The sequence below is a fragment of the Pseudomonas fluorescens genome (assembly GCF_000968015.1).
GTDB lineage: Bacteria > Pseudomonadota > Gammaproteobacteria > Pseudomonadales > Pseudomonadaceae > Aquipseudomonas > Aquipseudomonas fluorescens_W.
The window spans coordinates 124,363-138,030 of the sequence record NZ_LACH01000014.1 but is presented as its reverse complement, the minus strand read 5'-3'; the positions used below and the strand labels follow the sequence as shown (position 1 = coordinate 138,030).

Annotated in this window: 12 protein-coding genes; all 12 read left to right on the top strand. The window is 60.8% G+C overall.

The window, feature by feature from the left end:
• Window positions 1-300 precede the first annotated feature (300 nt).
• From mraZ to VD17_RS08105, 12 genes are read left to right on the top strand one after another with little or no spacing between them, the layout of a single operon-like run.
• A complete protein-coding gene (mraZ, locus tag VD17_RS08160; protein WP_008147486.1) occupies window positions 301-756 on the top strand; it encodes a division/cell wall cluster transcriptional repressor MraZ in 456 nt (151 codons plus the stop codon).
• Window positions 753-1,700 carry a 16S rRNA (cytosine(1402)-N(4))-methyltransferase RsmH gene (gene rsmH / locus VD17_RS08155; RefSeq protein ID WP_046048256.1) on the top strand — a complete coding sequence of 316 codons (948 nt, stop codon included), beginning with the start codon at window positions 753-755 and terminating at the stop codon, window positions 1,698-1,700. Before mraZ ends, rsmH begins: the two co-directional genes overlap by 4 nt.
• Window positions 1,697-1,990, top strand: coding sequence for a cell division protein FtsL (gene ftsL, locus VD17_RS08150; protein ID WP_046053399.1), 294 nt, complete (start codon window positions 1,697-1,699; stop codon window positions 1,988-1,990). Before rsmH ends, ftsL begins: the two co-directional genes overlap by 4 nt.
• Window positions 1,990-3,729, top strand: a complete 1,740-nt coding sequence (locus VD17_RS08145; protein ID WP_185753120.1) for a peptidoglycan D,D-transpeptidase FtsI family protein — start codon at window positions 1,990-1,992, stop codon at window positions 3,727-3,729. Before ftsL ends, VD17_RS08145 begins: the two co-directional genes overlap by 1 nt.
• Window positions 3,729-5,192 carry a UDP-N-acetylmuramoyl-L-alanyl-D-glutamate--2,6-diaminopimelate ligase gene (locus tag VD17_RS08140; RefSeq protein WP_046053398.1) on the top strand — a complete coding sequence of 488 codons (1,464 nt, stop codon included), beginning with the start codon at window positions 3,729-3,731 and terminating at the stop codon, window positions 5,190-5,192. The genes VD17_RS08145 and VD17_RS08140 overlap by 1 nt, the downstream gene beginning before the upstream one ends.
• Window positions 5,185-6,552, top strand: coding sequence for a UDP-N-acetylmuramoyl-tripeptide--D-alanyl-D-alanine ligase (locus VD17_RS08135; RefSeq protein ID WP_046053397.1), 1,368 nt, complete (start codon window positions 5,185-5,187; stop codon window positions 6,550-6,552). Before VD17_RS08140 ends, VD17_RS08135 begins: the two co-directional genes overlap by 8 nt.
• Window positions 6,552-7,634 (top strand): phospho-N-acetylmuramoyl-pentapeptide-transferase, encoded by a 1,083-nt coding sequence (gene mraY / locus VD17_RS08130; protein ID WP_033061333.1) that lies wholly within the window; start codon window positions 6,552-6,554, stop codon window positions 7,632-7,634. Before VD17_RS08135 ends, mraY begins: the two co-directional genes overlap by 1 nt.
• 5 nt (window positions 7,635-7,639) lie before the next feature.
• The gene (murD, locus tag VD17_RS08125; protein ID WP_046053396.1) at window positions 7,640-8,986 is read left to right on the top strand and encodes a UDP-N-acetylmuramoyl-L-alanine--D-glutamate ligase; all 1,347 of its coding nucleotides are present in this window, start codon (window positions 7,640-7,642) and stop codon (window positions 8,984-8,986) included.
• Entirely contained in the window at window positions 8,983-10,200 is a 1,218-nt protein-coding gene (gene ftsW / locus VD17_RS08120) for a putative lipid II flippase FtsW (protein WP_046053395.1), read from the top strand. The genes murD and ftsW overlap by 4 nt, the downstream gene beginning before the upstream one ends.
• Window positions 10,190-11,260 (top strand): undecaprenyldiphospho-muramoylpentapeptide beta-N-acetylglucosaminyltransferase, encoded by a 1,071-nt coding sequence (gene murG, locus VD17_RS08115; RefSeq protein WP_046048250.1) that lies wholly within the window; start codon window positions 10,190-10,192, stop codon window positions 11,258-11,260. The genes ftsW and murG overlap by 11 nt, the downstream gene beginning before the upstream one ends.
• Window positions 11,253-12,713 (top strand): UDP-N-acetylmuramate--L-alanine ligase, encoded by a 1,461-nt coding sequence (gene murC / locus VD17_RS08110; protein WP_046053394.1) that lies wholly within the window; start codon window positions 11,253-11,255, stop codon window positions 12,711-12,713. The genes murG and murC overlap by 8 nt, the downstream gene beginning before the upstream one ends.
• Window positions 12,710-13,666: a D-alanine--D-alanine ligase gene (locus VD17_RS08105; RefSeq protein WP_046053393.1), complete on the top strand. Its 957-nt coding sequence runs from the start codon at window positions 12,710-12,712 to the stop codon at window positions 13,664-13,666. Before murC ends, VD17_RS08105 begins: the two co-directional genes overlap by 4 nt.
• The last annotated feature ends 2 nt before the right edge of the window (window positions 13,667-13,668 follow it).

The following is a 13,668-nucleotide window of genomic DNA, read 5'->3' as shown; positions in this document are numbered from 1 at the left end:
CTCCTTACACAATCGTCGGCAGAAGCACTTTCGTAATACCGAAAAAATCTTACTCTTAATAAACTACTTTAACTTTCGAGCGCAGCCATCAGTGCTGGTTCAAGTTATTGAGCGGGATGACACGTCTGATTCTCCTTGCCCCTCCTAATACGCTCCTAAATCTCAGTTCTGTAAGGGTTTTCCTTTAAACCGCGCCTTGACGGTGCGGTGGCCGCATTCCTATAGTGTGCACAAGTGGCGGGAAGTGGCATGAAGTGGGTTTTTTGAGCTCAAAACGCTAATATTTGGAGAAACGCTGTCGTGTTTCGCGGAGCTAACGCTATCAGTCTCGACGCAAAGGGCCGTCTCGCTATGCCGAGCCGGTACCGTGACGAGCTCGTTTCGCGTAGTTCCGGGCAGTTAATCGTCACAATTGATGCCGTTGATCCGTGTTTGTGTGTTTACCCCCTCGATGAGTGGGAAATTATTGAAACCAAACTGCGCGCACTGCCTTCGCTTCGCGAAGAGAACCGCCGCCTGCAACGCTTACTGATTGGTAATGCCGTCGACCTTGAGCTCGATGGCAGTGGTCGTTTTCTGGTTCCGCCGCGTCTTCGTGAATATGCCAAGTTGGATAAGCGCGCGATGTTGGTAGGCCAACTGAACAAGTTCCAATTGTGGGACGAGGATGCCTGGGATGCGGTTTCTGCCGCTGACCTGGCTGCCATTCAACAACCGGGCGCCATGCCTGATGAACTGCGTGATTTGATCCTGTGACTATTGATAGCGGCTTTAACCACATCACCGTACTGCTTGACGAAGCCGTGGAGGCTCTCGCCGTACGTCCTGATGGCTGCTATCTGGACGGTACGTTCGGGCGCGGCGGACACAGTCGGTTGATCCTCAGCCAGCTCGGCCCCGATGGTCGGGTACTCGGATTCGACAAAGATCCTCAAGCGATTGCCACCGGGCAAACGCTAGCGGCCGAAGACGGCCGCTTTGTCGTTGTACAGCGCAGCTTTGCCGAGCTCGGCTCGGAAGTCGCCGAGCGTGGTCTGGACGGCAAGGTCAGCGGCGTCTTGCTCGACCTCGGCGTGTCCTCGCCGCAGCTCGACGACCCTGAGCGCGGCTTCAGTTTCCTCAATGATGGCCCGCTGGACATGCGCATGGATCCGTCCCGTGGGATCAGCGCTGCCGAATTCGTCAACACCGCCCCCGTGGAAGAAATCGCCCGGGTGTTCAAGCAATACGGCGAAGAACGTTTCTCCGGCCGTATGGCCCGTGCCGTGGCCGAACGTCGCGACATCAAGCCGTTCGAGCGCACTGCCGATCTGGCTGAAGTCCTGAAAGTCGCCAACCCTGCGTGGGAAAAGGGCAAAAACCCGGCGACCCGTGCGTTCCAGGGCTTGCGCATTCACGTCAACAACGAACTGGGCGATCTGGAAGCCGGCCTCGAAGCCGCGCTGGAATGCCTGGAAGTCGGCGGCCGTCTGGTCGTCATCAGCTTCCACTCGCTGGAAGACCGCATCGTCAAGCTGTTCATGCGCAAACTGGTGAAAGGCGAAGCCGACAACCTGCCGCGCAACCTGCCGGTACGTCACGTCGCCTTCGAACCCATAATCAAAATCCATGGCAAAGCGCAGTCCGCCTCCGAGGCCGAACTCAAAGCCAACCCACGTTCCCGTAGCGCCGTCATGCGCGTCGCGGAGAAGCTGCGGTGAGCAAGCTTTTCGCCAAGCCACTTCCTGGCGGAAGCTTTTTTATGCTTCTGCTGTTTATTGGCGTGCTCGTGTCGGCCATCGGCGTCTCCTATAGCGCCCACTGGAACCGTCAACTGTTGAACTCGTTGTACAACGAGCTGAGCGTGCGCGACAAGGCGCAAGCGGAGTGGGGCCGTTTGATTCTCGAACAGAGCACCTGGACCGCCCACAGCCGTATCGAAGTCCTGGCGGCCGAGCAACTGAAGATGCGCATTCCTGGCGCCGCTGAAGTGCAGATGGTGGCGCCATGATGAAACTCGAGGGCGCACTCTTTCCATGGCGGTTCCGCCTGGTCCTGGGTTTGCTCGGCGTCATGGTCGTGGCAATTGCCTGGCGCATTATCGATCTGCAGGTCGTCGACCGTGCCTTTCTTAAAGGTCAGGGCGATGCGCGCAGCGTTCGTCATATCCCGATTCCGGCTCACCGTGGTCTGATCACCGACCGTAACGGCGAGCCTTTGGCCGTGAGTACCCCAGTCACCACCCTTTGGGCCAATGCCAAGGAAATGCAAACGGCCAAAGAGAAGTGGCCTGCACTGGCGGCTGCCTTGGGGCAGGACCCGAAAGCCCTGGCCGAACGTCTCGAGGCCCAGGCCAATAAAGAATTCATCTACCTGGTGCGCGGGCTGACCCCCGAACAGGGCCAGTCCGTGCTCGATCTGAAAGTGCCGGGCGTTTATGGCATCGAAGAATTCCGTCGTTTCTATCCGGCCGGTGAAGTCACTGCCCATATGGTCGGTTTTACCGACATCGATGACCACGGTCGTGAAGGCGTCGAGCTGGCCTACGACGAATGGCTGGCTGGGGTCCCCGGCAAGCGACAGGTGATCAAGGATCGGCGTGGCCGACTTATCAAGGATGTTCAGGTCACCAAAAACGCCAAGGCCGGAAAGCCCTTGGCGTTGTCCATTGACTTGCGCCTGCAATATCTGGCCAACCGTGAACTGCGTAACGCGATCATCGAGAACGGCGCCAAGGCCGGCAGCCTGGTGATCATGGACGTGAAGAGCGGCGAGATCCTCGCCATGGTCAACCAGCCGACCTACAACCCGAACAACCGTCGCAACCTGCAACCGGCGATGATGCGTAACCGCGCGATGATCGACGTGTTCGAGCCGGGTTCGACCATGAAAGCGATTTCCATGAGCGCCGCGATTGAAACCGGGCGCTGGAAGCCGACCGATACCGTCGAGGTGTACCCGGGCACCTTGCAGATTGGTAAATACACCATCAAGGACGTCTCCAAGAGCGAAGGTCCGGTGCTCGACCTGACTGGCATCCTGATCAACTCCAGTAACGTCGGCATGAGCAAGGTCGCCTTCGATATTGGCGGCGAAACGATTTTCCGTCTGGCGCAAAAAGTCGGCCTCGGCCAGGACACCGGCCTGGGCTTCCCGGGCGAGCGCGTCGGCAACCTGCCGAACTACCGCGAATGGCGCAAGGCCGAAACTGCCACGCTGTCGTACGGCTACGGTATCTCGGTGACCGCGATCCAGTTGGTCCACGCCTTTTCGGCCCTGGCCAACAATGGTCGCCTCGCGCCGCTGACCCTGATCAAAACCGACAAGGCGCCGCAAACCACACAGGTATTGCCGGAAGCTGTCGCGAAAACCATGCAAACCATGCTGCAACAAGTGATCGAAGCGCCGCGCGGTGTATTCCGTGCGCAAGTGCCGGCCTATCACGTGGGCGGCAAGTCGGGTACCGCGCGTAAAACGTCGGTCGGCACCAAAGGCTACGCCGAGAATTCCTACCGCTCGCTGTTCGCCGGCTTCGGCCCGATGAACGATCCGCGCTACGCCATTGTGGTGGTGATCGATGAACCGACCAAAGCCGGTTACTTCGGTGGTCTGGTATCGGCGCCGGTGTTCAGCAAAGTGATGTCCGGGACCTTGCGCCTGATGAACATCACCCCGGACAACCTGCCACCTACTCAACAAGCGAACGCAGCACCGGTCGTTCCGCTGAAAGCCAATGGAGGGCGAGGCTGATGTCTCTGAGTCTGAACAAGATTTTCGCCCACGCCGGCCGCGATCTGTTAATCCGCGAACTGACCCTGGACAGCCGCAACGTGCGGGCTGGCGATCTGTTTCTCGCCGTCCCAGGCGGCAAGTTCGACGGCCGCGCGCACATCGCCGACGCCCTGCAACGCGGCGCTGCCGCTGTGGCGTATGAAGTCGAAGGCGCGACTGTATTGCCGATTACCGATGTGCCGCTGATTCCTGTCAAAGGCCTGGCGGCGCAGCTGTCGGACATCGCCGGTCGTTTTTACGGTGACCCTAGTCGTCACCTGAACCTGATCGGCGTGACCGGCACCAACGGCAAAACCAGCGTGACGCAGTTGGTTGCACAAGCCTTGGATTTGCTCGGCCAGCACTGCGGCATCGTCGGCACGTTGGGCACCGGTTTTTACGGCGCGCTCGAAAGCGGCTTGCACACCACGCCGAATCCGATCGCGGTGCAAGCGACCCTCGCTGACCTGAAAAAGGCCGGCGCCAAAGCGGTCGCCATGGAAGTTTCTTCCCACGGTCTGGATCAGGGTCGCGTGACCGCTCTGGCGTTCGATGTGGCGGTGATGACCAACCTGTCCCGCGATCACCTGGATTACCACGGCACCATGCAAGCCTACGGCGAAGCCAAGGCCAAGCTGTTTGCCTGGAATGATTTGAAGTGCCGGGTGGTCAACCTCGACGACGAATTCGGTCGCCAACTGGCTGCGGACAAACGTGAATCGCGCCTGATCACCTACAGCCTGGAAGATGCCAGCGCTTACCTCTATTGCCGTGAAGCGCAGTTCGATGACGAAGGCGTGCGCGCCACGCTGGTCACGCCGCAGGGTGAGCATCACTTGCGCAGCACCTTGCTCGGTCGTTTCAACCTGAGCAACGTACTGGCCGCGGTCGGCGCCTTGCTGGGTCTGGACTACGCGCTGGACGAAATCCTCAATGTGCTGCCGAAACTAGAAGGCCCGGCCGGACGCATGCAGCGCCTCGGCGGCGGTACTCAGCCGCTGGTCGTGGTCGATTACGCCCACACACCGGATGCGCTGGAAAAGGTCTTGATGGCCCTGCGTCCTCACGCCAAAGGCCGTTTGCTGTGCCTGTTCGGTTGCGGTGGTGATCGCGATCGCGGCAAACGTCCGCTCATGGCTGAAGTGGTCGAGCGTCTGGCTGACGGCGTGCTGGTGACCGATGACAACCCGCGCACCGAAGACCCGGCAGTGATCTTCAACGACATCCGCGCCGGTTTTACCGCTGTGGATAAAGTCACCTTCGTCGCTGGCCGTGGCCAGGCGATTGCCCAATTGATCGCCAGCGCTTCGGCGGATGACGTGATTGTCCTGGCCGGTAAAGGTCACGAGGACTATCAGGAAATCAACGGCCAGCGTCACGCGTTCTCCGATCTGGTCGAGGCCGATCACGCCTTGACCGCGTGGGAGGTGGCCCATGCTTAAAGCCTTGAAACTGAGCGAACTGACCGGCGCGCTGAATGCCCGCTTGGTCACTGCCGATGCCAGCTTCGACGGCGTCAGCATTGACAGCCGCGCGATCAAGCCAGGCCAACTCTTTATCGCCCTGACCGGCCCGCGCTTCGATGGTCATGATTATCTCAATGACGTCGCCGCAAAAGGCGCCGTAGCGGCGTTGGTCGAGCGCGAAGTCGCCGACAGCACGCTGCCGCAATTGCTGGTGAAAGATGCTCGTCAGGCGCTGGGGCAACTGGGCGCGTTGAATCGTGCGGCTTATACCCATCCCGTTGCGGCCATCACCGGTTCCAGCGGCAAGACCACGGTCAAGGAAATGCTCGCCAGCATCCTGCGCACGCGCGGTCCGGTGTTGGCGACCCGTGGCAACCTGAACAATGATCTCGGCGTTCCGCTTACCCTGCTCGAGCTCGCACCGGAACATACCGCTGCGGTGATCGAACTGGGTGCTTCGCGGCTCGGCGAAATTGCCTACACCGTCGGCATGACCAAGCCTCATGTGGCCGTGCTCAACAACGCCGGGACCGCCCATGTCGGCGAGTTCGGTGGGCCGGAAAAAATCGTCGAAGCCAAGGGCGAGATTATTGAAGGGCTGGATGCCGATGGCGTCGCCGTTCTCAATCTTGACGACAAGGCGTTCGACATCTGGAAGACCCGCGCTGCCGGTCGCAAAGTGCTGACCTTTGCCTTGAGCAATGTCAGCGCCGATTTCTACGCCAGCGACCTGGACCGCGACGCTCGCGGTTGCCCGGCCTTCAACCTGCACACGCCTGAAGGTATGGAGCGCGTTCAACTGAACCTGCTCGGCACCCATAACGTCGCCAATGCCATGGCCGCCGCCGCCGCCGCCCATGCTCTGGGCGTGTCGCTGTTCGGCATTGCCACCGGCCTCGGCGCAGTACAACCGGTAAAAGGTCGCACCGTCGCGCAACTGGCCAGCAATGGCATGCGCGTCATCGATGACACCTACAACGCGAACCCCACCTCCATGTGCGCCGCCGTTGATATACTCGCCGGCTTTTCCGGCCGCACCGTTCTGGTGCTCGGGGATATCGGCGAGTTGGGCGATTGGGCGGAGCAGGGGCACCGCGATGTGGGCGAGTACGCTTGCGGCAAGGTTTCCGCGCTTTACGCTGTCGGGCCAATGATGGCTCACGCCGTGAACGCTTTCGGCGAGCAGGCCTATCACTTCACCACTCAGGCTGAACTGATCAAGGCCCTCGGCGCCGAGCAAGACACAAACACCACCATTTTGATCAAGGGCTCGCGCAGCGCTGCGATGGAAAACATCGTCGCCGCTTTGTGCGGGACCAGCCTGGAGAAACATTAATGCTGCTGCTGCTAGCGGAGTATCTGCAACAGTTCTACAAAGGCTTCGCGGTCTTTCAGTACCTGACCCTGCGCGGGATTCTCGGTGTGCTGACCGCGTTGGTTTTGTCGCTGTGCTATGGCCCGTGGATGATCCGCACTTTACAGAACCGTCAGATCGGTCAATCCGTTCGTAACGACGGTCCACAATCGCACTTGTCCAAATCCGGCACCCCGACCATGGGCGGCGCGCTGATCCTGTCGTCCATCGGCGTCAGCACGTTGCTTTGGGCTGACTTGACCAACCGTTATGTCTGGACCGTGCTGCTGGTGACCTTGTTGTTTGGCGCGATCGGCTGGGTCGACGATTACCGCAAAGTGATCGAGAAGAACTCCCGTGGCTTGCCAAGTCGCTGGAAGTACTTCTGGCAATCGGTGTTCGGCCTGGGCGCGGCGATCTTCCTTTATATGACCGCAGCGACACCGGTGGAAACCACCCTGATCCTGCCGATGCTCAAGGACCACAGCATTCCGCTGGGCATAGGCTTCGTCGTCCTGACCTACTTCGTGATCGTCGGCTCGAGCAACGCGGTCAACCTGACCGACGGCCTCGACGGTCTGGCGATCATGCCCACCGTAATGGTCGGCGGCGGGTTGGGGATTTTCTGCTACCTGTCGGGTAACGTGAAATTCGCTGAATACCTGCTGATCCCGTATGTGCCGGGCGCAGGCGAGTTGATCGTGTTCTGCGGCGCCTTGATCGGTGCGGGTCTCGGGTTCCTCTGGTTCAACACGTATCCGGCCCAGGTGTTCATGGGCGACGTCGGCGCACTGGCGCTGGGCGCGGCGCTGGGCACCATCGCGGTGATCGTCCGTCAGGAAATCGTCCTGTTCATCATGGGCGGCGTGTTCGTGATGGAGACCCTGTCAGTCGTCATTCAGGTTGCGTCCTTTAAGCTCACCGGTCGCCGTGTGTTCCGCATGGCACCGATACACCACCACTTTGAACTCAAGGGCTGGCCCGAGCCACGCGTGATTGTCCGTTTCTGGATCATCACCGTGATTCTCGTGCTGGTTGGCCTTGCCACCCTGAAGCTGAGGTAGAACGAGTGTCTCTGATCGCTTCTGACCACTTCCGCATCGTTGTCGGCCTCGGCAAGAGCGGCATGTCCCTGGTTCGCTTCCTGGCGAACCGGGGCACGTCGTTTGCTGTCGCCGATACGCGGGAAAATCCACCGGAACTGGCCACGCTCAAGCGTGACTATCCGCACGTGGAAGTGCGTTGTGGCGAGCTGGACGTCGAATTCCTGTGCCGCGCCGACGAGCTCTACGTGAGCCCCGGCCTGGCGCTGGCGACCCCGGCCCTGCAGGCTGCCGCCGCCCGTGGCGTGAAATTGTCCGGCGACATCGAGCTATTCGCGCGTAACGCGAAGGCGCCGATTGTCGCCATCAGCGGTTCCAACGCGAAAAGCACCGTCACCACACTGGTCGGCGAGATGGCTGCGGCGGCCGGCAAGCGCGTCGCCGTTGGCGGCAATCTTGGCACGCCGGCGCTGGACCTGCTCAGCGACGACGTCGAGCTGTACGTGATGGAACTGTCGAGCTTCCAGCTCGAAACCACCGATCAACTCAACGCCGAAGTGGCGACTGTGCTCAACGTCAGTGAAGACCACATGGACCGCTATAGCGGTCTGCCGGCCTATCACCTGGCCAAGCACCGGATCTTCCGGGGTGCCAGGCAGTTTGTGGTCAACCGTCAGGATGCCCTGAGCCGTCCGCTGATTGGCGAAGGTCAGCCATGCTGGACCTTCGGTTTGAGCAAGCCCGATTTCAAGGCATTCGGTATCCGCGAAGAAGACGGCGAGAAGTACCTGGCCTTCGAATTCCAGAACCTGATGCCAGTGCGCGAGTTGAAAGTTCGCGGCGCCCACAACCAGTCCAATGCCCTGGCGGCATTGGCGCTGGGCCACGCGGTCGGCTTGCCGTTCGATGCCATGCTCTCGAGCCTGCGCACCTTCGCCGGGCTTGAGCATCGCTGCCAGTGGGTTCGTGACCTGGACGGCGTGGGTTACTACAACGATTCCAAAGCCACCAACGTTGGCGCCGCACTGGCTGCCATCGAAGGCCTGGGTGCGGACATCGACGGCAAAGTCGTGTTGATCGCTGGCGGCGACGGCAAGGGTGCCGAGTTCAAGGACTTGCGTGATCCGGTAGCAGCCAACTGCCGCGCCGTCATTTTGATGGGCCGCGACTCCGACAAGATCGGTGAAGCTATCGGCGACGCGGTGCCGTTGATCCGGGTCGGTTCGCTGGTTGAAGCGGTAGAGCAATGCCGCGCCGCTGCCCAACCGGGCGATGTGGTGCTGTTGTCCCCGGCCTGCGCCAGTTTCGACATGTTCAAGAATTACGAAGACCGTGGTCACCAGTTCGTCCGCGCTGTGGAGGATCTGGCATGAGCCTGCGAAATATCATCAAGCCGTATCCGTCGCCGTTGATCACCGGGCGTGGTATCGACCTCGACTTCCCGATGCTCGCCGGTTGCCTGGCCTTGATCGGTCTCGGGCTGGTCATGATTGCATCGGCATCGACCGAAGTGGGGGCTGTGCAGTCGGGCAGCGCCCTGTATTACATGATTCGCCACCTAATCTACATTGTGCTGGGCCTGGGTGCCTGCGTCGTCACGCTGATGATTCCGATTGCCACCTGGCAACGCCTGGGCTGGCTGATGTTGATTGGTGCGTTCGGTTTGCTGGTGATGGTGATCATTCCGGGGATCGGCCGGGAAGTGAACGGTTCGATGCGCTGGATCGGTTTCAGCTTCTTTAACGTCCAGCCTTCCGAAATCGCCAAGGTGTTCGTGGTGATTTACCTCGCCGGTTATCTGGTGCGCCGTCAGAAAGAAGTGCGTGAAAGCTGGATGGGCTTCTTCAAGCCGTTCATCGTGCTGTTGCCAATGGCAGGCCTGTTGCTGATGGAACCGGACTTCGGCGCCACCGTCGTGATGATGGGCGCCGCTGCGGCGATGCTGTTCCTTGGCGGCGTCGGGCTGTTCCGGTTTTCCTTGATGGTAGTGCTGGCGGTCGCGGCGGTGGTGTTGCTGATTCAAGTGCAGCCCTATCGAATGGCGCGCCTGACCAACTTTGCGGATCCGTGGGCCGACCAGTTCGGTGCCGGCTATCAGTTGTCGCAAGCCTTGATTGCTTTTGGTCGCGGCGAATGGCTCGGCGTCGGCCTGGGCAACAGCGTGCAGAAACAGTTCTACCTGCCGGAAGCCCACACTGACTTCGTGTTCTCGGTGCTGGCCGAAGAACTGGGTGCCGTGGGCTCCTTGTGTACGGTCGCGCTGTTCGTGTTCGTTTGCGTTCGTGGCATGTACATCGGTTATTGGGCCGAGAAGGCCAAGCAATTCTTCGCCGCCTACATCGCGTACGGCCTGTCGTTCCTGTGGATCGGCCAGTTCCTGATCAACATCGGGGTGAACGTCGGCCTGTTGCCGACCAAAGGCCTGACCCTGCCGTTCCTCAGTTACGGCGGCAGTTCGTTGGTGATCTGCGGTGGGTGTCTGGGCTTGTTGCTGCGCATCGAGTGGGAGAGTCGAACCCACTTGGGCAGCGAAGAGATGGAGTTCCATGAGAGCGACTTCGCCGAGGAGCCGACCCATGGGCGCTAACGTATTGATCATGGCCGGCGGCACCGGTGGCCACGTGTTCCCGGCGCTGGCGTGTGCTCGCGAATTCCAGGCCCGTGGTTACACCGTGCATTGGCTCGGGACACCGCGTGGCATCGAGAACGATCTGGTCCCGGTGGCCGGCATCGAACTGCATCGGATCAATGCCAGCGGATTGCGTGGCAAGGGCAAATTGTCCCTGCTCAAGGCGCCGTTCATGTTGCTCAAGTCGATCTGGCAGGCGCGGGCGATCATTCGTCAGCTGCGGCCGGTGTGTGTCGTCGGCTTTGGTGGTTATGTGACCGGTCCTGGTGGCGTTGCAGCCAAACTGGCCGGCGTGCCGGTGATCGTTCACGAACAGAACGCCGTGGCGGGTACCGCCAATCGGTTGCTGGTGCCGTTGGCCGCCCGAGTCTGTGAAGCGTTCCCCGACACCTTTACCCTGTCGGGCAGCCGTCGGACCACCGGTAACCCGGTGCGCACCGAGCTGTTCCTCGAAACACCGCGACAGGCTCTGGCCGGTCGCAAGGCGCGATTGCTGATCCTGGGTGGAAGCCTGGGCGCAGAACCGTTGAACAAGTTGCTGCCTGAAGCCCTGTCGCAAGTCGCCCCCGACCTGCGCCCGGAAGTGTTTCATCAGGCCGGCAAAAACCACGATGAAGTGACTGCAGAGCGCTATCGCGCGGCTGGCGTCGAGGCGCAAGTGCAGCCTTTCATCAAAGACATGGCCCAAGCCTATGGCTGGGCCGACCTGGTGGTGTGCCGCGCAGGCGCGCTGACCATCAGTGAACTGGCCGCCGCCGGTCTGCCCTCGATGCTGGTGCCTTTGCCCCACGCGATCGACGATCACCAGACCCGCAACGCCGATTATTTGGCCCGTGAAGGCGCTGCCTTCCTGATGCCGCAAAGAACGACTGGCGCAGCGGATCTTGCCGCACGCCTGACAGAGGTCCTGATGCAACCACAACGACTCACCGACATGGCCACCGCGGCACGCCGCCTGGCCAAACCCGATGCAACCCGTAACGTGGTCGATACCTGCCTGGAGGTGGCCCATGGTTGAGAATCAGAAAGCCATGCCGCAACCGGAAATGCGCCGCATCCGTCGCATCCACTTCGTCGGTATCGGCGGCGTGGGCATGTGCGGTATTGCCGAAGTGTTGTTGAACCTGGGCTATGAAGTGTCCGGTTCCGACCTGAAAGCTTCGCCGGTGACCGAGCGTCTCGAGTCCTTCGGCGCCCAGATCTTTATCGGCCACCGTGCCGAGAACGCCGCGACCGCCGATGTACTGGTCACCTCAAGTGCCGTGAACACCTCCAACCCGGAAGTCGCCACCGCCCTGGAACGCCGCATTCCGGTGGTGCCTCGCGCTGAAATGCTGGCTGAGCTGATGCGCTACCGCCACGGCATCGCCGTCGCCGGTACCCATGGCAAAACCACCACCACCAGCCTGATCGCTTCGGTGTTTGCCGCCGGTGGCCTGGACCCGACATTCGTGATCGGTGGCCGTCTGAATGCCGCGGGCACTAATGCCCAGCTGGGTACCAGCCGTTACCTGATCGCTGAAGCTGACGAAAGCGACGCCAGCTTCCTGCACTTGCAGCCGCTGGTGGCCGTGGTCACCAACATCGACGCCGACCACATGGCGACCTACGACGGTGACTTCAACAAACTGAAGAAAACTTTCGTCGAGTTCCTGCACAACCTGCCGTTCTACGGTCTGGCGGTGGTGTGCCTGGACGATCCGGTGGTGCGTGAAATCCTGCCGCAGGTGAAACGTCCGGCCGTCACTTATGGCTTCGGCGACGACTGCGACGTGCGCGCGATCAATGTGCGTCAGCAGGGCATGCAGACCTTCTTCACCGTGCTGCGTCCTGATCGCGATCCGCTGGATGTCTCGGTGAACATGCCGGGCAACCACAACGTGCTGAACGCGCTGGCCACCATCTGCATCGCCACTGACGAGGGCGTCAGCGATGAAGCCATCGTCCAGGGCCTGTCCGGGTTCCAGGGTGTCGGCCGACGCTTCCAGGTCTACGGCGAACTGCCGGTAGAAGGCGGCAACGTGATGCTGGTCGACGACTACGGTCACCACCCGACTGAAGTCGCTGCGGTGATCAAAGCCGTGCGCGGTGGCTGGCCGGAACGCCGTCTGGTGATGGTCTACCAGCCGCACCGTTACAGCCGCACCCGCGACCTGTACGACGATTTCGTCAATGTATTGGCCGACGCCAACGTCCTGTTGCTGATGGAAGTCTACCCGGCCGGTGAAGAACCGATCCCGGGCGCTGACAGCCGCAAGCTGTGCAACAGCATCCGGCAGCGCGGTCAGCTTGACCCGATCTACATCGAGCGCGGTGTTGACCTCGCGCCCATCGTCAAGCCGCTGCTGCGTGCTGGCGACATCCTGCTGTGCCAGGGCGCCGGTGACATCGGTGGTCTTGCACCGAAACTGTTGAAAAGTCCGTTGTTCGCAGGCGCCGTTGCCGCGCCGAGTGTGGGGAAGTTGAAATGACTGCTGCTTACGCCAACCTCGTCTCCACTATTGCGCCGAAAGATTTCGGCCGCGTCGCCGTGCTCTTCGGCGGCAAGAGTGCCGAGCGTGAGGTTTCCCTGAAGTCGGGTAACGCGGTTCTCGACGCGCTGCTAAGCGCCGGTGTGGACGCGTTTGGTCTCGACGTGGGCGATGATCTTTTGCAGCGTCTGCTGAACGAAAAAATCGATCGCGCCTTCATCATTCTCCACGGTCGTGGCGGTGAAGACGGCAGCATGCAGGGCCTGCTGGAATGCCTGGGAATTCCGTACACCGGCAGCGGCATTCTTGCTTCCGCGCTGGCCATGGACAAGCTGCGAACCAAACAGGTCTGGCACAGCTTGGGTATTCCTACGCCACGTCATGCGGTACTGAGTTGCGAGACCGATTGTATTTCGGCGGCGACGGAACTGGGCTTCCCTTTGATCGTCAAACCGGCCCATGAAGGTTCAAGTATCGGTATGGCCAAAGTGACTTCCGCATCCGAGTTGATCGATGCGTGGAAAGCGGCCAGTACCTACGATTCGCAAGTGTTGGTCGAGCAATGGATTCAAGGTCCGGAGTTCACCATCGCCACTCTGCGTGACCAGGTGTTGCCACCGATTGCCCTGGGTACGACGCACAGCTTTTACGACTACGACGCCAAGTACGTGGCTTCCGATACTCAGTACCGGATTCCGTGTGGCCTGGACAGCAGCAAAGAAAAAGAACTGATGGACCTCACGGCGAAAGCCTGTGAGGCGCTGGGTATCGCCGGTTGGGGCAGGGCTGACGTGATGCAGGACGCCGACGGGCAGTTCTGGTTCCTGGAAGTCAATACCGCACCGGGCATGACCGATCACAGTCTGGTGCCGATGGCGGCTCGTGCTGCCGGTCTGGATTTCCAGCAACTGGTTCTGGCGATTCTGGCCGCAAGTATCGAGCCGCGAGGTTAAGA

What these genes read in the sequence shown, in the direction of transcription:
- VD17_RS08135 (WP_046053397.1), top strand. Translation starts at nt 5,185, where the DNA reads ATGCTTAAAGCCTTGAAACTGAGCGAACTGACCGGCGCGCTGAATGCC.
- murG (WP_046048250.1), top strand. Translation starts at nt 10,190, where the DNA reads ATGGGCGCTAACGTATTGATCATGGCCGGCGGCACCGGTGGCCACGTG.
- mraY (WP_033061333.1), top strand. Translation starts at nt 6,552, where the DNA reads ATGCTGCTGCTGCTAGCGGAGTATCTGCAACAGTTCTACAAAGGCTTC.
- VD17_RS08140 (WP_046053398.1), top strand. Translation starts at nt 3,729, where the DNA reads ATGTCTCTGAGTCTGAACAAGATTTTCGCCCACGCCGGCCGCGATCTG.
- VD17_RS08105 (WP_046053393.1), top strand. Translation starts at nt 12,710, where the DNA reads ATGACTGCTGCTTACGCCAACCTCGTCTCCACTATTGCGCCGAAAGAT.
- ftsW (WP_046053395.1), top strand. Translation starts at nt 8,983, where the DNA reads ATGAGCCTGCGAAATATCATCAAGCCGTATCCGTCGCCGTTGATCACC.
- murC (WP_046053394.1), top strand. Translation starts at nt 11,253, where the DNA reads ATGGTTGAGAATCAGAAAGCCATGCCGCAACCGGAAATGCGCCGCATC.
- VD17_RS08145 (WP_185753120.1), top strand. Translation starts at nt 1,990, where the DNA reads ATGAAACTCGAGGGCGCACTCTTTCCATGGCGGTTCCGCCTGGTCCTG.